At 48.8% G+C, this 17,492-nt stretch carries 15 protein-coding genes; 6 read left to right on the plus strand and 9 right to left on the minus strand.

The window, feature by feature from the left end:
* Positions 1-27 precede the first annotated feature (27 nt).
* Positions 28-945 carry a UDP-3-O-acyl-N-acetylglucosamine deacetylase gene (lpxC, locus tag R3289_RS16185; protein ID WP_107283692.1) on the plus strand — a complete coding sequence of 306 codons (918 nt, stop codon included), beginning with the start codon at positions 28-30 and terminating at the stop codon, positions 943-945.
* 128 nt (positions 946-1,073) lie between these two features.
* On the opposite strand, the gene R3289_RS16190 is transcribed toward lpxC, so the two are convergent.
* Positions 1,074-1,529, minus strand: coding sequence for a DUF721 domain-containing protein (locus R3289_RS16190; RefSeq protein ID WP_318926724.1), 456 nt, complete (start codon positions 1,527-1,529; stop codon positions 1,074-1,076).
* Positions 1,530-1,951: 422 nt separating this feature from the next.
* Between R3289_RS16190 and secA the strand changes: the two genes are divergently transcribed.
* Together secA and mutT are read left to right on the plus strand one after the other, a co-directional pair.
* Entirely contained in the window at positions 1,952-4,678 is a 2,727-nt protein-coding gene (gene secA, locus R3289_RS16195; RefSeq protein ID WP_318926725.1) for a preprotein translocase subunit SecA, read from the plus strand.
* Between the two features lie 143 nt (positions 4,679-4,821).
* A complete protein-coding gene (mutT, locus tag R3289_RS16200) occupies positions 4,822-5,220 on the plus strand; it encodes an 8-oxo-dGTP diphosphatase MutT (RefSeq protein WP_318926726.1) in 399 nt (132 codons plus the stop codon).
* A gap of 103 nt (positions 5,221-5,323) precedes the next feature.
* Here the strand turns inward: mutT and yacG are convergent, their stop codons facing one another.
* The 8 genes from yacG to nadC all read right to left on the minus strand — a co-directional run bounded on the left by yacG (position 5,324) and on the right by nadC (position 12,740).
* A complete protein-coding gene (gene yacG / locus R3289_RS16205; RefSeq protein WP_318926727.1) occupies positions 5,324-5,509 on the minus strand; it encodes a DNA gyrase inhibitor YacG in 186 nt (61 codons plus the stop codon).
* Between the two features lie 30 nt (positions 5,510-5,539).
* On the minus strand, positions 5,540-6,277 hold the full coding sequence (gene zapD / locus R3289_RS16210; protein ID WP_318926728.1) for a cell division protein ZapD: 738 nt from the start codon (positions 6,275-6,277) through the stop codon (positions 5,540-5,542).
* A gap of 65 nt (positions 6,278-6,342) precedes the next feature.
* Positions 6,343-6,948, minus strand: a complete 606-nt coding sequence (coaE, locus tag R3289_RS16215; protein WP_318926729.1) for a dephospho-CoA kinase — start codon at positions 6,946-6,948, stop codon at positions 6,343-6,345.
* The gene (locus tag R3289_RS16220; RefSeq protein WP_318926730.1) at positions 6,945-7,823 is read right to left on the minus strand and encodes an A24 family peptidase; all 879 of its coding nucleotides are present in this window, start codon (positions 7,821-7,823) and stop codon (positions 6,945-6,947) included. Before R3289_RS16220 ends, coaE begins: the two co-directional genes overlap by 4 nt.
* A gap of 191 nt (positions 7,824-8,014) precedes the next feature.
* Positions 8,015-9,235 carry a type II secretion system F family protein gene (locus R3289_RS16225; RefSeq protein WP_318926731.1) on the minus strand — a complete coding sequence of 407 codons (1,221 nt, stop codon included), beginning with the start codon at positions 9,233-9,235 and terminating at the stop codon, positions 8,015-8,017.
* Positions 9,236-9,320: 85 nt separating this feature from the next.
* The gene (gene pilB, locus R3289_RS16230) at positions 9,321-11,006 is read right to left on the minus strand and encodes a type IV-A pilus assembly ATPase PilB (protein WP_318926732.1); all 1,686 of its coding nucleotides are present in this window, start codon (positions 11,004-11,006) and stop codon (positions 9,321-9,323) included.
* A gap of 3 nt (positions 11,007-11,009) precedes the next feature.
* Positions 11,010-11,414 carry a pilin gene (locus tag R3289_RS16235; RefSeq protein ID WP_318926733.1) on the minus strand — a complete coding sequence of 135 codons (405 nt, stop codon included), beginning with the start codon at positions 11,412-11,414 and terminating at the stop codon, positions 11,010-11,012.
* Between the two features lie 438 nt (positions 11,415-11,852).
* Positions 11,853-12,740, minus strand: coding sequence for a carboxylating nicotinate-nucleotide diphosphorylase (gene nadC, locus R3289_RS16240; RefSeq protein ID WP_318926769.1), 888 nt, complete (start codon positions 12,738-12,740; stop codon positions 11,853-11,855).
* 349 nt (positions 12,741-13,089) lie between these two features.
* On the opposite strand from nadC, the gene ampD reads away from it, so the two are divergent.
* The 3 genes from ampD (at position 13,090) to aceE (ending at position 17,479) form a co-directional block, all read left to right on the plus strand.
* On the plus strand, positions 13,090-13,647 hold the full coding sequence (gene ampD, locus R3289_RS16245; protein WP_318926734.1) for a 1,6-anhydro-N-acetylmuramyl-L-alanine amidase AmpD: 558 nt from the start codon (positions 13,090-13,092) through the stop codon (positions 13,645-13,647).
* Positions 13,648-13,944: 297 nt separating this feature from the next.
* Positions 13,945-14,718 carry a pyruvate dehydrogenase complex transcriptional repressor PdhR gene (gene pdhR / locus R3289_RS16250; protein ID WP_318926735.1) on the plus strand — a complete coding sequence of 258 codons (774 nt, stop codon included), beginning with the start codon at positions 13,945-13,947 and terminating at the stop codon, positions 14,716-14,718.
* Between the two features lie 82 nt (positions 14,719-14,800).
* The gene (aceE, locus tag R3289_RS16255; protein ID WP_318926736.1) at positions 14,801-17,479 is read left to right on the plus strand and encodes a pyruvate dehydrogenase (acetyl-transferring), homodimeric type; all 2,679 of its coding nucleotides are present in this window, start codon (positions 14,801-14,803) and stop codon (positions 17,477-17,479) included.
* Positions 17,480-17,492: the final 13 nt, after the last annotated feature.

Consider the following 17,492-nt stretch of genomic DNA (forward strand, 5'->3'; position numbering starts at 1 on the left):
GACTAGAAAAACAGTTGAGACAGGCAGATGATCAGACAACGTACGCTTAAAAGTATTGTGCAAACGACTGGAGTGGGTCTTCATTCCGGGCGTAAAGTCACGCTTATTTTGCGCCCAGCGGCTGCAAATACGGGTGTGATTTACCGTCGTACAGACTTAAATCCCCCTGTGGATTTTCCTGCAGACGCAAATTCTGTGCGTGATACCATGCTATGTACTGCGCTTGTGAATGAACAAGGCGTGCGTATCTCAACCGTTGAACACTTGAATGCAGCATTAGCCGGTATGGGGATCGATAATGTTATTATCGAAGTTGATGCACCTGAGATCCCAATTATGGATGGCAGTGCAAGCCCGTTTATTTATCTGCTTCAGTCTGCGGGAATTGAAACGTTGAATGCGCCTAAGCGCTTCTTACGTATCAAAAAGCCTGTTCGCATTGAAGATGGCGACAAATGGGCGGAGCTGGTTCCTTATAATGGTTTCCGTCTCGACTTTGCTATCGACTTTAATCATCCTGCGATTGATTCAGATCAGCAGCGCTTGGTGCTGGACTTTTCAAGCAAGTCATTCGTAAAAGATATCAGCCGCGCTCGTACCTTTGGCTTCATGCGTGACATTGAATATCTTCAGTCTCAGAATTTGTGTCTGGGCGGAAGTTTTGACAATGCAATTGTTTTGGATGACTACCGGATCTTAAATGATGAAGGTCTGCGTTTTGACAATGAACTCGTGACTCACAAAGTCTTGGACGCGATTGGCGACCTGTACATGTGTGGCCACAATATTATTGGTGAAATGCGTGCATACAAATCAGGTCATGCACTGAATAACCAATTATTGCGTGCAGTTTTGGCAGATCAAGAAGCGTACGAGTGGTCAACCTTCCAGGAAGAACAAGACGTTCCTGTGACGTTTGCCCAACCGGGTATGGTGCTCGCCTAAGCACAGATTAAGCATTTAAAAAAAGCCGGACTCAGTCCGGCTTTTTTATCTCTGAAGGTTGTCATTTTTCGAAAAGAGAGCCAGTAGACAGATGAATATGAATGGTTTGAACAAAAGAGTTAAGATCGTTAACTCTTTTTTGCCGCCAACTGAGCCAGGCGCTCAAGCTTCGCTTTCACTTTCTCGGGGGCGTTGGCCGCAGTGGCTAATAAGTGCTGAGCGGCAACTGCGCTGATCGGTTTTTGCACAATATCCGGCTTTTTATCTTCTTTAGCCTTCTGTACTGCAGCAAGTTCCGGATTCACCTTGATCTCAATATTGACCAGTTTCGGCAGCAGGTTAGAACGTAACTGGCTGATTAAGGTATTGCGTTCATAGTTGAGCCGCATAGACCAGGCTGCAGAAGACGTTTCAATAATTAAGATCCCCTGGCGATAGTTACTAACACGGCAATGCTGGGCACAATTTAAGTGTTGGCGCACCGCATCATTGAGCTTGCTAAGCGCAATCGCACGCTGCTGAATATTGCTCAGACTGCTGTCATCCAACAGGTTGGCTGTTGTTTGGGGACGATGATCTCTCATAACATTTGTGTTTCCTGATCAAAATTAGGCTAACCAGACTGGTATAAGTTCTAATTTTTCATATATGGAAGCAAGTCACTTGCTTTTACCATAGGCGGCACCGTTAATATGGCTTATTATATCAGCTCCATGGGAAGTCATGCGCCGAAATGATCTGTTAACCAATGGGAATGGCTGCTTATTATTGGTCGTTCCATCCGACACTATCTCATAACAATGGTATTGTTTTCTTATTTCCCTTGAAAGTGACAAGGAGTGACACAATATCATTTATAACCATTGTTTTAGGTGTTGGCCTCATTGTCACCCAAAGTGACGGATTCAGGCGGAACAGGGATGACTATGATCCCCGTCAATGACCCTCAGACTAAGCTATTCAGCGTGTATTGTAAGCTGAAATAAACAAAGAGAACGGCATCGTCATGTTATCAAAACTACTGACTAAAGTTATCGGTAGCCGTAACGACCGCACCCTGCGTCGTTTGCGCAAAATTGTTGATGAAATCAACAAATTAGAACCTCAATTTGAAAACCTTCAGGATGAAGAGCTGAAAGCAAAAACAGCCGAATTTCGTGAGCGTTTAGATCAGGGTGAAACACTGGATCAGCTGCTTCCAGAAGCATTTGCAACCGTTCGAGAAGCATCTAACCGTGTGTTTGGCATGCGTCACTTTGACGTTCAGCTGCTTGGCGGTATGGTACTGAATGATTGCCAGATTGCAGAGATGCGTACCGGTGAAGGTAAAACACTGACTGCAACCTTGCCTGCTTACTTGAATGCGCTGACAGGTAAAGGCGTTCACATTGTTACCGTGAATGACTACCTCGCTGCGCGAGATGCTGAAACAAACCGCCCACTATTTGAATTCCTCGGTATGAGCGTTGGTGTCAACGTACCCAATATGCCGCCGCAAGCGAAAAAAGAAGCTTACGCCGCCGATGTGCTTTACGGTACCAACAACGAATTTGGTTTTGATTACCTGCGCGATAACATGGCGTTCCGTCCGGAAGATCGTGTTCAGCGTGAACGCTTCTTCGCCGTTGTCGATGAGGTCGATTCCATTCTTATCGATGAGGCCCGTACTCCGCTGATCATCTCCGGCCCTGCCGAAGATAGTTCAGAGCTTTATACCAAGATTAATGAGCTGATTCCCTTGCTGATCAGACAAGATCAGGAAGATAGCGAAGAGTACCGTGGTGAAGGCCACTATACTGTTGACGAGAAATCCAAGCAGACTTACCTGACTGAAAACGGTCAGGAGTTCGTGGAAGAATTACTGCAGCAGCACGGGATGATGGCAGAGGATGATACCTTGTATTCGCCATCGAACATCAGCCTGTTGCACCATGTGAATGCCGCACTGCGTGCCCATGTTCTGTTTGAACGCGATGTTGATTATATTGTTAAAGATGACGAAGTGATCATTGTCGATGAGCACACGGGACGTACTATGCCCGGTCGTCGCTGGTCTGAAGGTCTTCACCAGGCGGTTGAGGCCAAAGAAGGTGTGAAGATCCAGAACGAAAACCAGACGCTGGCATCGATAACTTTCCAGAACTATTTCCGCTTGTACAGCAAACTGTCGGGTATGACCGGTACTGCTGATACCGAAGCGTTTGAGTTCCAGTCAATCTACGGCTTAGAAACGGTCGTTCTGCCGACGAACAAACCAATGATCCGTGATGATATGGGTGATTTGGTTTATATGACCGAGGCAGAGAAGTTTGCGGCAATTTGCGAAGATATTAAAGAACGTGTTGCCAAAGGCCAACCGGTATTGGTGGGTACAGTTTCGATTGAAAAATCTGAAATGCTTTCTAATGCATTGAAAAAACAAGGTATTAAGCACCAGGTTCTGAACGCCAAGTTCCACGAAAAAGAAGCCGACATTGTTGCCCAGGCGGGGCAGACAGGTTCTGTCACTATCGCGACCAACATGGCCGGTCGTGGTACGGATATCGTGTTAGGTGGCAGCTGGCAGAGTGAAATTGCCAAGCTGGAAGCACCAACGGATGCCCAAATCGACAAGATTAAAGCGAAGTGGAAAGAAGATCATGCCGCTGTTCTTGCTGCGGGTGGCTTGCATATTATCGGTACCGAGCGTCATGAGTCTCGCCGTATCGATAACCAGTTGCGTGGTCGTTCGGGCCGTCAGGGTGATGCCGGCTCTTCTCGTTTCTATCTATCAATGGAAGACGGCCTGATGCGTATCTTTGCGTCAGAGCGTGTTTCTAACATGATGAAAAAGTTGGGGATGGAAGAAGGCGAAGCGATTGAACATCCTTGGGTGACCAAAGCGATTGAAAATGCCCAGCGTAAGGTTGAAGGCCGAAACTTTGATATCCGTAAGCAATTGCTTGAGTTCGATGATGTGGCGAACGATCAGCGTAAGGTCGTTTATGAATTACGTGATGAACTGATGAATGCTGATGATATCAGCGAGATGATCGGACATAATCGCGAAGATGTTCTGCTTACGATCATTGACAACTACATTCCGCCACAGTCGCTGGAAGAAATGTGGGATGTGAAAGGGCTGGAAGATCGCCTGAAAGCCGATTTCGATCTGGATCTGCCGATCCAGGAATGGCTGGACACGGAAGACAAGCTTTACGAAGAAGCTTTGCGCGAACGTATTGTTGAGCAAGCGGTGTCCATTTATCAGCAGAAAGAGAATGTGGTCGGCGCCGAAGTGCTGCGTAACTTCGAAAAGACGGTCATGCTGCAAAATCTGGATATGCTTTGGAAAGAACACCTTGCTGCGATGGATCACCTGCGTCAGGGGATTCACCTGCGCGGCTATGCCCAGAAGAATCCAAAACAAGAGTACAAGCGCGAGTCGTTTGAACTGTTTGAGGAGATGCTGGAAAGCCTGAAATCTGATGTGATTGCAATCCTGAGCAAAGTGCGTGTACAGCAGCAGGAAGAAGTGGATCGTATGGAAGCTGAGCGCCGCCAGCAAGCGGAAGAGCTGGCTCGTCGCCAGCAGTATCAGCATCAGAGTGCCGATAGCCCAATTGCTGATGACCGTGATGAGCAAGCATCTGCCGGTACTTTCCAGCGTGATGAGCGTAAAGTGGGCCGTAACGAGCCTTGCCCATGTGGTTCTGGCAGAAAATATAAACAATGTCACGGTAAGATCAATTAATTGATCAAGTATCGTTCTGTTTGATATTGTAAAAAGGCCGCGCAAGCGGCTTTTTTTATAGCAGAGACGAGTGGCGAGAAGTGAGTTACGCGTGTTGTAAAGACGCGTTTCTCGTGATTCGATACGGTTAACAGGAAGTCAGTTTGGATAAAAAGCGCATTTGGATCTCGGCCGGGATCATTCTCAGCCCTGATCATGATCAGGTCTTTATTACCCGACGTGCTGCAAAAGCACACCAGGGCGGGTTCTGGGAGTTTGCCGGCGGTAAAGTGGAAGCCGGTGAAACAGCGGAACAAGCGGTCATCCGTGAGCTGTTTGAAGAGGTGGGTATTACAGCCACGGAATTAGAACATTTTATCGCGCTGGAGCATGATTTTCCCGATAAGGCACTCAAGTTCGACTTTTATTTGGTAAAAGCCTTTCGTGGTGAGGCCTATGGTAAAGAAGGCCAGCCGGGGGAGTGGGTGAGACTGACGGATTTGACACGCTATGCGTTCCCGGATGCCAATGATGCGGTGTTGGAAAAGCTGATGGGGATGTAAACTGGCCCTATGGTCCTATGGTACGGGCATTAGTACCATAGGTCCTCAGGACCGTTCTTCCCGCTTTTTAGAGAGACTCGGATCTCGCCTCTTGATACTGGAATTATTCTCCCATATCTTCCGACCAGATATCGGAATCAGACGTATCAGGCGCGCCTGGGATCGCTTTATCTTCTTCCGCCCATTCGCCGAGATCAATCAGCTGGCAGCGCTTTGAGCAAAAAGGTCGGAATTGACTTGCCTCATTCCATTCCACTTCGGCTTTACAGGTAGGGCATTTAACGATCATAGGATTCTTTGATTGTGGCACGAGGTGACCTCAGCAGATAGCTAGTTGAAATTCAATATTATCCGCAATCGCTGTGCCTTCCTCAAATGGCAGGAAACGTATGGCAAAACGGCTACGATGTCCCGATATCATAGGGTATACCCCATAGCTAGGGCAAATATACAGACGTAATAAATGTGCATTCTCTGCCTCATGCTGGAAAAAGCCACCACGTGCAATTTGCGGTTGGACTTGCCCTGATTCTCGGGTAAAACGAAGCCATAAATTGAGCGCGTCGGTCATTTCTGCCAGCTGCTTAAGCCAGTTAGCAATATCATTTTGCTTATGGGCTAAAGGTAAATGCAGCCAGTGGTGCAGGGCCGGAAGATCAAAGCAGCAACTGCCGCCGGGAATCGAGAAGCGTTGCCTTATGCCACTTAAAAAGCGGTCATCACGTAAATCCTGCCCCAGGCGCGTCGCGGCAATTAATTTGTGGTGCGCGATATCCATATTATCAAGTAACTTTAAAAGCGCGGTCTGATCCACACCCTCGACATTTAACCAATTTTTTAACCGGACTCTTTGTTTCTCAAGATCTTTAGCCAGCTCGGTTTTAAGCTGAACCTGATCAAGAATTTCCAATAAGTCAAACAGCGCGCGGAAGAATACCTGATGCTGCCATTGGTCGCTCAGCTGGCTGGCATGGGTCATTTGCCGGATCAAAGACTCAAGGCGTAAGTAAATACGCACTCTTTCATTCAACGGATGTTCAAAACGGTTTGTCTGCATGAGTGCACCTTGAATTGAACCTCTAGAGAAGGCTCTGAATGTATCGTTACTTAATGTCAGTGGAATTACTGATAAAGCCGGCTCATTTCGAGATATTGTTGATGTAATTCCGCTACTTTATTTTCAAGTACAGTGCTGTCGCCATTATTACAAATGATGTCGTCTGCAGCGGCGTTTCTTTGTTCTCGAGAGGCCTGCGCCGCCAGGATCTTTTTTACCTGCTCAGGAGCAACCTGGTCGCGCTGCTGAGTACGGGCTACCTGTATCCCTTCATCCACATCCACCACTAACAGGCGGTGAGTCATCGCTTGCAGATTATTTTCAACCATCAATGGCACCACCAGCAAGCAATAAGGGGAGGTTGCCTTCTTTACCTCATCCTGCATTTTTTCCCGAATAAGCGGGTGTAACAGGTTGTTCAGCCACTCTTTAAGAGGTTGTTGATTAAAAATGGCCTGTCTGAGTTTACTTCGGTCAAGGGTGCCATCTGTCAGCAATATGTCAGGACCCAGCTTGTTGATAATCGCCGTTAATCCGGGCGTTCCCGGCTCAACGACCTCCCTGGCAATGACATCGGCATCAATAACGTTTATCTCATATTTAGCGAATAAATCAGCGACAGTGGTTTTCCCACTGCCAATACCGCCCGTTAAGCCAACGACCATAGTCATAGCGACAGTCCTAAATATGAACCGAGGTACCAGTCAATGACTCGGCTCCCCCATAAAATACCGACCCAACCCGCCATCGCCAGGTAGGGGCCAAATGAAAAAGGTGTTTGCGAATCTGATTTTTGCATACGCAACAAGATGATGCCACAGATTGCACCTACCAAGGAAGAGAGCAGGACCACAAAAGGCAGAGTCTGCCAGCCCAGCCAGGCACCAAGCGCGGCTAACAGCTTAAAATCGCCATATCCCATACCTTCTTTGCCGGTTAGCAATTTAAAGCACCAGTATAAGCTCCATAGCGAGAGGTAGCCGGCCATCGCCCCGATAATAGCATCTTGCAGCGAGACCGGCCCCCAGCCAAGCAAGGCAACAAAAATACCGGTCCACATCAGCGGTAAGGTGATTTGATCGGGCAGTAACATTTTATCGAGATCAATAAAGGTCAGAGCGATCAGTGCAAAGCTGAAGAAAATAACGGCCAGGGCCCATGGTGAAGGCGGCAGCATCATGGCTATTGTGGCGGTCATTATTGCCGTTAATAGCTCAATCGCCGGATAGCGGGCACTGATTTTGGCCTGACAGGCACTGCAGCGACCTTTAAGCAAGAGCCAGCTGATCACCGGGATGTTCTCCCACATGGTGATAGAATGCTGGCAGTGCGGGCAGCGGGAACGGGGTACGTTGAGGTTAAACGGTGTTGCCGTTTCAGCATTCGTGCCAAATTCAGGGAAGCAGTCAATGCAATCAGCTTTCCATTGCCGTTCCATCATAACGGGTAAGCGGTAAATCACCACATTTAAGAAACTGCCAATCAACAGCCCGAAAATAGCACTGGAGAGAGGAAATAACCAAGGGTAGTAAGTAAGCAGTTCCATGAAAATGTCTCATATTAGTTATTACGGTTATTGTAGGGGATTAAGGGGGGAGATCCTAGCGATCAGGCATAGCGGCCCTATGGCCCTATGGCCCTAAGACCCTATGGCTAAAGCGGAAAAGCTGGGATCCGACGCGGCTTGGCAAACCTGTTTTCAGGACCACTTTACTCTAGGATCTCGAACCTCCATCATTACCCAATGACACTCATCAAGGTGAAAATAGGCATATACATGGCGACCAACAGGCTGCCAATAAGCCCGCCCAGGATCAGAATAATCAGCGGCTCGAGAATTTTGCCCAGATTATCGACCGTGTTATCGACATCGTCTTCATAGAGCAGGGCCATTTTATTGAGCATGTCATCCAGCGCCCCCGACTCTTCACCAATCATGGTCATTTGCAGCATAAGCTCAGGAAAAACATTACACTGACGTAGAGATAGGTATAGAGGCATCCCAGCTGCCGTACTGGTATACGCTTCGTGAATTGCTTGTTGAATATGGAGGTTGCCGGTGGTTTTACCGGCTGATTGCAGCCCGGTGAGCAGAGGGATTCCGGCACTGAACGTGGTCGCCAGGGTGCGGGCAAAACGCGCAATCGTGGCTTTGAGCAGTACTTTACCCAAGATGGGGAGCTTCAGAGTGAGTCGATTGGAGGCCAGTCTTAAGCGGTAGAATTTTTTATAGCAGGAGCGGTAGAGTAATAAGAGGGCGGTGAGCGCAATGGCCAGATAGCCTCCGTCGTTAGTCAGAAAATCCGATGCCTTAATGACCTGACGGGTAAACCACGGCAGTTCAGCGCCAAAACTGCTGAAAATACTGGCAAATTGCGGGATCACAAAGACCAGCATCATAATGGTGACCAATACGGCCGTAAAGGTCACCATTGCCGGGTAAATCATCGCCTTAATGACTTTCTTGCGGGTGGATTCGCTTTTTTCCCGGTAAGTGGCAATACGGGAAAAGACCTCACCGAGGTGTCCTGTTTGCTCGCCGGTCTCTACCAGATCACAAAAAAACGTATCAAACAGCGGGGAGCTGGTTTTCAATGCCTTGGCTAACGACGAACCCGCTTCAACCTGGGTTGTGACCTGTGACAGTACAGCCCGAACTTCCGATTTATGGTGGCTTTGTGAGATCAGTTTGAAAGATTGTACCACTGGTACGCCCGATTCAATCATGGTGGCCAGTTGACGAGTCGTTTCGGTGATATCTCCCGATGACATCTGGTTTCTCAGTTTGCTGAACGTTGACGGTTTGCGGCGTTTTATTTTTTTTATTTGGATCCGTTGTTCCGTCAACTTGCTGCGAATTTCCTGTTCCTGAAAGCCAATAATGACGCCGGAGACTTTTCGGCCCGCCGGATTGATGCCGCGCCAGTGGTAATAGCGTAATTTATTGGCTGGTTTCATGACGGATCCTTATTATTTTCGAGTTTCGAGTTTCGAGTTTCGAGTTACTAGTCACTCGCCACTAGCTACTCAAAACTCAACACGATTAATAATGCAAAACACGTTGCAGCTCAGCCAGGCTGGTAATGCCATCTGTGAGCTTTTCAATCCCCGATTGCTGCAGGCGCTGCATGCCTTGTTGACAGGCGATGGCTTCCAGCTCCAAGGTACTTGCTCCCGCGACCAGGGCTTCGGCCAGCTCGCGGCTAAAGGGCATCACTTCATAGATCCCGACCCGGCCTAAATAGCCTTTATTGCAATCATCGCAGCCGTGTTCGCTGGCTTTGAAAATCACGCTGGTTAACGGGATCGCAAGCTTATCCCGGCTGATCGGGTCAATATCATGGATCTGTTTACAGTGCGGGCATAAGCGTCGAGCCAGACGCTGGGCGATAATCAGGCTCAGCGAAGAGGCCAGATTGAAATCTTCGATCCCCATATTGGTGAGGCGGGTGACGGTCTCTGCCGCAGAATTGGTATGCAAGGTCGAAAGTACCAAGTGGCCGGTTTGGGCGGCTTTTACCGCAATGGCGGCGGTTTCAATATCACGGATCTCGCCGACCATCACGATATCCGGATCCTGACGTAAAAACGACCGCAGCGCTTCGGCAAACCCCAGACCAACCTGGGTATTGATGTGAACCTGGTTAATGCCCGGCAGGTTGATTTCGACCGGATCTTCGGCCGTTGACACATTGCGCGCGTCGGTATTGAGGATCTTAAGTCCGGTATAAAGAGAGACGGTTTTGCCGCTGCCGGTCGGCCCGGTCATCAGGATCATCCCCTGCGGCTGCTCAAGTGCCGCAAGATAGTCCTGCTTTTGCTTGGCGTTATAACCGAGAAGATCGATATCCAGACTGGCGCTGGAGCCGTCAAGAATTCGCAGGACGATCTTTTCGCCCCACAGTGTCGGCAGGCTGGAAACCCGCAGATCAACCGCGAGGGTGGGGGTTAACTTGAGTTTGATCCGGCCGTCTTGCGGCTGGCGGCGCTCGGCAATATTGAGCTTTGACATCACCTTTAAACGGGTCGATAAGCGGCGTGACAGCTGAGCGGGCGGGGTGGCATGCTGATGCAGGATACCGTCACAGCGAAAGCGGATCCGGTAGCTCTCTTCATAGGGTTCAAAATGGATATCCGAGGCTTTTTTCCGCACCGCCTCAAGCAGTACCTGGTTGATGTAGCGGGTAACCGGCGCGCTGTCCTGGCTTAAATCGGTTGTCTCGTCAATTTCACTGTCGCTGATATCAACCAGATCGTCCAGATCCTGATCGCTGACATCGCGGCGATGCTGGGTTTCGCCAATGTCGCTGCCGTAAATCCGCCGGATGGCGCTTTCAAGCTGTTTATTTTCGAGCAGCAGCGGCTCGATATTTTTGCCGGTGGCAAAGCGGAACTCATCCTGGGCATCAGTATAGGTGGGGTCGCTGATCCCCAGCAACAGGGTCGATTCGGTCAGCCCTAGCGGCAATACGTGATGGCGCAGTATCAGCTCGCGCTGGTTGAGCGTTTTACAACATCCGGTGTAATCGTACTGGTGCACATCGACCCGCTCGAGGGCAAAAATCGACTCAAGGTGACGCGCCAGTTCGCCGTCGCTGAAAACGGCCAGAGACACCAAGGCAGAAGGCACATTAGTGCCTTCTGCCCGGACAAAGTCCACCACTTGCTGCGCCTGCTCCGGGCTGATCAAGTCAGCCTGGTGCAGGATGGAAGCGAGGTTGGTTTGCATTGGTTATGAGCACGTTGATGGTTTGACTTTAGCGTCTGTAATATCTGAAGTGCATGCCCAAACACCTGTTCCCATAGTACGAGTTAGAACGATTTTTTTCCCATTTACAGGAGGGGTAGCGTTTGCAAACGTGTATGTCATTGTATTTGCTTTTGCATCAAATGCGATCGTGCCCTTAGCGCCTTTTGTTGACCCATTGACAGTCCCTGGATCAGCAGGGAAAGCACCATTATTCATGATGTGATCTTCGACATTGGTTTTTAGCGCAGCTAATTCACCTAAACCTGTATTGGCTTCTGCTTTTGAAACATAATTTTGGTATGCAGGCACCGCAAATGCCGACAAGATGCCGATAATCGCCACTACGATCATCAATTCAATTAGCGTAAAACCATTCTGTTGTTTCATTTTTGTATCCTTCGAAAATTGCCGTCAGGCATTAGTAATTGTCCAGTGAGAATAAAGTTATAGCCAATTGGTTGGGTACTAAACATGGAAGGGCCAGTTGCTCGGCGCAGTCTGAAATATAACGCAAGCGATTACATTTGTTGCATATGCAGGAGGGGGGTGGGACGCAGTTTTTTATTAAGAAAATTATCAACTTAGTGGGTGTTGGGGTCTGTTTTCTGATGGAGTATGTTGAATGTTTTGGGGGAAGAGTAAATTCGGTCCTGTGGTCCTGTGGTCCTGTGGTCCTGTGGTCCTGTGGGGTGTTAGAACTTCGGTCAGAAAAGAATAGAAGTAAAAAATAAGAAAGTCTGAAAGAAAGAAGTGGCTTTATTGTGATGTGAACTTTGATGAAGAGCAGCCCCAGGGCCTAGGACCGCTCTTACCATAGTACCGCTTTTAGACAAACCTCATCGATAGATCCATCGCCTTGAGGTGCTTGGTCAGCGCCCCGACAGAAATGTAATCGACGCCGGTTTCGGCAAATTCACGGATCGTCTCTAGGGTCACGTTACCGGAATTTTCTAATGCCGCCCGGCCCTGGTTGATTTCAACCGCTTTGCGCATCATCTCGGTGGTGAAGTTATCCAGCATGATGATGTCGGCACCGGCATCAATCGCCTGTTGCAGCTCGTCCAGATTTTCCGTTTCGATTTCGACCGGCTTGCCGGGGTTGAGTTGTTTCGCCGCCTCGACAGCTTGGGCAATGCCGCCGCAGGCTATGATGTGGTTTTCTTTGAGCAGATACGCATCAAAGACCCCGATACGGTGATTATAGCCGCCGCCGCAGGTGACCGCATATTTCAGCGCACTGCGCAGGCCCGGAATGGTTTTACGGGTATCAAGCAGGCGGGTACGGGTTCCTTCGAGTTGCTTGGCATACTGGGCGACAACGGTGGCACAGCCCGACAGGGTCTGGATGAAGTTCATGGCATTGCGTTCACCGGTGAGCAAAATACGCGACGGGCCGGTCAGGGTGCAGAGAGTCTGGTTTGGCTCTACGGTATCGCCATCCTGGACATGCCATTCGATAGTCACTTCGCCGCCCAACTGTTTGAAGACTTCATCAGCCCATAGCTGACCACAGAACACGCCGTGTTCACGGGTAATAATGGTCGCCACATTCTGGCTTTGTGCCGGGATCAGGCTGGCGGTAATATCGAGCTCAGGATTGATCGTACCGCCCAGATCTTCACGCAGGGTATCTGCGACCGCGCGGCTGATCTCTTGCGGTAATTGTTGTTTTAAGTAGTCTAAGCGCGCTTGGCTGTCGTGTTTTCTTTCCATCTTAGTCATGGCGGATCCGTAGCAATAGGTTGAGCTGCTAATGAACAGGAAAAGCGGGTAGAATTTTCCCGGATTTTAATAATGCTGATCATACCTTGAGATGCCGCGAGATGCGAGAACCCAGAACCGAGGAAAAGCAAGAAAGAGCGGTTTTAACAGCGGCCCTATGGCCCTAAGGTTCTATGGGAAGAGCAGAAAAGCTTGACTCTCAGTCGTGGCTCAGGGAGTCTGCCTGACAGGACCCGAGAAATAGAAGCCAGGGCGCTGCGCTTTGAGATGCGTGATGTGTCCTCTAGGATTTTTTCACTCGATACTCGCTTCTAGGATCTTAACCCCACAGGATTAACAAATGTTCACAATCAATAATAATCACTGGCTCGACGGCGTCAAACACGTCCCTTCCCCTTTTTATGATCAACGCCCGGAAGCCCTGGATATTTCGCTGCTGGTGGTACACAACATCAGTTTGCCGCCGGGACAGTTCGGCGGCCCTTATATTGAACAACTCTTTACCGGACAGTTAAATCCGAATGAACATCCCTATTTCGAGGTAATTTCTGGATTACGTGTGTCAGCACACTGTTTAATCAGACGAAATGGCGGTATTATTCAGTTTGTACCGTTTGATTGTCGCGCCTGGCATGCCGGAGTTTCACGTTTTGCCGAGCGAGACAAATGTAATGATTTTTCTATTGGTATAGAACTGGAAGGAACGGACACCCTCCCTTATACCCAGGCTCAGTACGACACCTTAACAGGGCTTAGCCGGGCTATCATGACACGTTATCCTCATATCAATACTTCCCGGATCACCGGGCATGAGTTTATTGCGCCGGGCCGCAAAACCGATCCCGGTCTGGCTTTTGACTGGCGATTGTTTAAAACCGCGCTGTTCAATATTTGCTAGTGTCGAATGAGATAATGGTTGGTAAGCATTTGGTCTGACCATTAACAATTTTCTACCTTCTATCACACTCCCGCCTGTTACCACCTCTTTTTAATAATGTTTTCATAAGTTGATACAATTTGACGTTTTTGTTAAATCACCCGTCATTCTATGATTTCCATCAAGTCGCGGGTGGACATCTTCAATTATTTCTGTAAACTTTATTCCCATTGTTAAATTGGTAAGACCAATTATCCGCACTTAGTTACATAGTGGATTTGTCTGAAACGATATAAGTACAAGAAGCATAAATAAAAAATGACTTATAAACGGATTCGCCAACCTAAGCTCTCCGATGCTATCGAGCAGGAGATTGAGCGTCTGATCTTGGAGGGCACCTTGTCCCCCGGGCAGCAGCTACCTCCGGAGCGTGAGTTGGCTAGGCAATTCGATGTTTCACGTCCCTCAGTGCGGGAAGCTATCCAGCGACTTGAAGCTAAAAAACTGCTCACTCGTCGCCAGGGCGGGGGTACGTTTGTGACCGAGAAACTATGGCAGAGTTTTTCTGAACCATTGTTGGATTTGCTGGCGGCTCACCCTGAAACACAACTGGACTTGCTAGAAGCCCGTCATGCCCTTGAGGGGCTTGCTGCTTATTACGCAGCATTACGAGGCAACGAAGAAGATTTCACTCGTATTCGTGACTGTCATACACGGATACAAGAGGCTCAGCAGCAAGGCGATCAGAAAGCCGAAGCCAGCGCGGTAATGCAGTACCTGATTGCGGTGACCGAATCCGCACATAACGTGGTATTGCTGCATATCATCCGCAGCCTGGCCCCATTGCTAGAGCAAAACGTATTACAAAACTTTGAGCTCCTGAACCGCCGCCCAGAAGTGGTGGGAAAGGTGCGAAAGCATCGAGCCGATATTGTGCAAGCGATTGTTTCTGGTCAGCCAGAACAAGCTCGTGAAGCATCGCATGCACATTTGGCTTATATCGAGGAAACCCTGTTGGATTTAACGCGTGAAGATAGCAGACGTGAACGCTCTCTTCGTCGGATTCAACAACGCAAGGATGGGCTGGATTAATACCCCTCATATAAGCCGAGGCAGGTAGTAAACAGTCGCGACATTGTTAGTTTTGTAGATTATCAACGAAAGGATAGATCGCATGTCTGAAGTCATGAAAAATGACGTTGACGCACTTGAGACTCAAGAGTGGCTAGAAGCTCTTGAATCAGTAGTTCGTGAAGAAGGTGTAGAACGTGCTCAGTACCTACTTGAGCAAGTGTTGGATAAAGCACGCTTAGACGGTGTAGATATGCCAACGGGCATCACTACTAACTACATTAATACGATTCCAGCTGCACAAGAGCCTGCGTATCCGGGTGATACCACTCTTGAGCGTCGTATTCGTTCCATTATCCGTTGGAACGCAATCATGATCGTACTACGTGCTTCTAAGAAAGATTTAGACCTGGGTGGCCACATGGCTTCTTATCAGTCGGCATCTGCTTTCTACGAAGTATGTTTCAACCACTTCTTCCGTGCACCAAATGAAGTTGATGGCGGCGATTTGGTTTACTACCAGGGCCATATATCTCCGGGTATCTATTCTCGTGCATTTGTTGAAGGCCGTTTAACTGAAGAGCAGTTAGATAACTTCCGTCAAGAAGTTGATGGTAAAGGTATCCCTTCATACCCGCACCCTAAACTAATGCCTGAGTTCTGGCAGTTCCCGACTGTATCTATGGGTCTTGGCCCTATCTCTGCCATCTATCAAGCCCGCTTCCTAAAATACCTGGAAGGTCGTGGTCTTAAGCAGACATCTGCTCAGCGCGTCTATGCGTTTCTGGGTGACGGTGAGATGGATGAGCCAGAATCACGCGGTGCAATTTCGTTCGCTTCGCGTGAAAAGCTAGACAACCTATGCTTCCTGATCAACTGTAACCTACAGCGTCTAGACGGCCCTGTTATGGGTAACGGCAAGATCATTCAAGAGCTGGAAGGCCTGTTCAAAGGTGCTGGCTGGAATGTGGTGAAAGTGGTTTGGGGTAACAACTGGGATGCGCTGCTAGCGAAAGACACGACCGGTAAGCTTCTTCAGCTAATGAACGAAACTATCGATGGTGACTACCAGACATTCAAAGCTAAAGACGGCGCTTATGTACGTGAGCACTTCTTTGGTAAGTACCCAGAGACAGCGGCGCTGGTTGCCGATATGACCGATGACGAGATCTTCGCGCTGAAGCGTGGCGGTCACGAGTCTTCTAAGCTGTTCGCTGCGTTCAACAATGCAAAAGAAACCACGGGTCGTCCAACAGTCATCCTTGCTAAAACCGTTAAAGGTTACGGTATGGGTGATGCGGCCGAAGGCAAGAACATTGCTCACGGTGTGAAGAAAATGGACATGACGCATGTTCAGCACCTGCGTGATCGTCTTGGCCTGCAAGATCTGGTTGCTGACGAAGACATGAAGTCTCTTCCGTATCTGAAGCTGGAAGAAGGTTCTGCTGAGTATAATTACCTGCATGCCCGTCGTAACGCCCTGTACGGTTACACGCCAAAGCGTCTGCCTAAGTTCACTGAAGAGCTGGCTATTCCTGAGGTTGAAGAGTTCAAGCCACTGCTTGACGCGCAAAAGCGTGATATTTCGACCACAATGGCATTTGTTCGTACGTTGAACATCCTGCTTAAAAACAAAGGCATTGGTAAGAACATCGTTCCTATCATCGCCGATGAAGCACGTACCTTCGGTATGGAAGGTCTGTTCCGTCAAATTGGTATCTACAACCCGCACGGCCAGGAATATACCCCTGAAGACCGTAGCGTTGTTTCTTACTATAAAGAAGCAACGTCAGGTCAGGTACTGCAAGAAGGTATCAACGAGCTTGGTGCAATGTCTTCATGGGTTGCTGCGGCAACATCATACAGCACCAATGATCTGCCGATGATCCCGTTCTACATCTATTACTCTATGTTCGGTTTCCAGCGCGTTGGCGACATGGCATGGATGGCGGGCGACCAACAAGCACGTGGTTTCCTACTCGGTGCAACGGCTGGCCGTACGACCCTAAACGGTGAAGGCCTGCAGCACGAAGATGGCCACAGCCACATTCAGGCGAACACAGTACCTAACTGTATCTCTTACGATCCAACGTTTGCTTACGAGCTGGCGATTATCATGCAAGACGGTATTCGTCGCATGTACGGTGAGAACCAAGAGAATGTGTTCTACTACCTGACGCTAATGAACGAAAATTACGCAATGCCAGCAATGCCGGAAGGCGCTGAAGAAGGCATTCGTAAGGGTATCTACAAGCTGGAATCTTACGCTGGTTCTGAGTCAGCAAAAGCGCCTAAGGTTCAGTTGATGAGCTCTGGTACGATCATGAACGAAGTACGCAAAGCCGCTCAGATCCTTAGCGATGATTACGGCGTAGCTTCTGACATTTACTCCGTTACTTCATTCAATGAGCTGACGCGAGACGGCCAAGATGTTGAGCGTTTCAACATGCTGCACCCGGAAGCAGAGCAGAAAGTACCTTACATCACGACAGTAATGGGCAGTGAACCTGCAATCGCAGCAACGGACTACATGAAGAACTATGCTGAGCAAGTTCGAGCATTCATGCCGTCTGAATCTTTCAAAGTACTTGGTACTGATGGTTTCGGTCGTTCTGACAGCCGTGAAAACCTACGTCGTCACTTCGAAGTTAACGCGGGCTACGTGGTAGTTGCGGCACTGACTGAACTGGCTAAACGTGGTGATATCGAGAAATCTGTCGTTGCACAAGCAATTGCGAAATTCGAGATCGACGCTGACAAGACGAACCCGCTATACGCGTAAGAGGCAATAAAAC

The sequence above is a fragment of the Photobacterium sp. genome, from assembly GCF_033720175.1.
In the GTDB taxonomy this organism is placed as follows: domain Bacteria; phylum Pseudomonadota; class Gammaproteobacteria; order Enterobacterales; family Vibrionaceae; genus Photobacterium.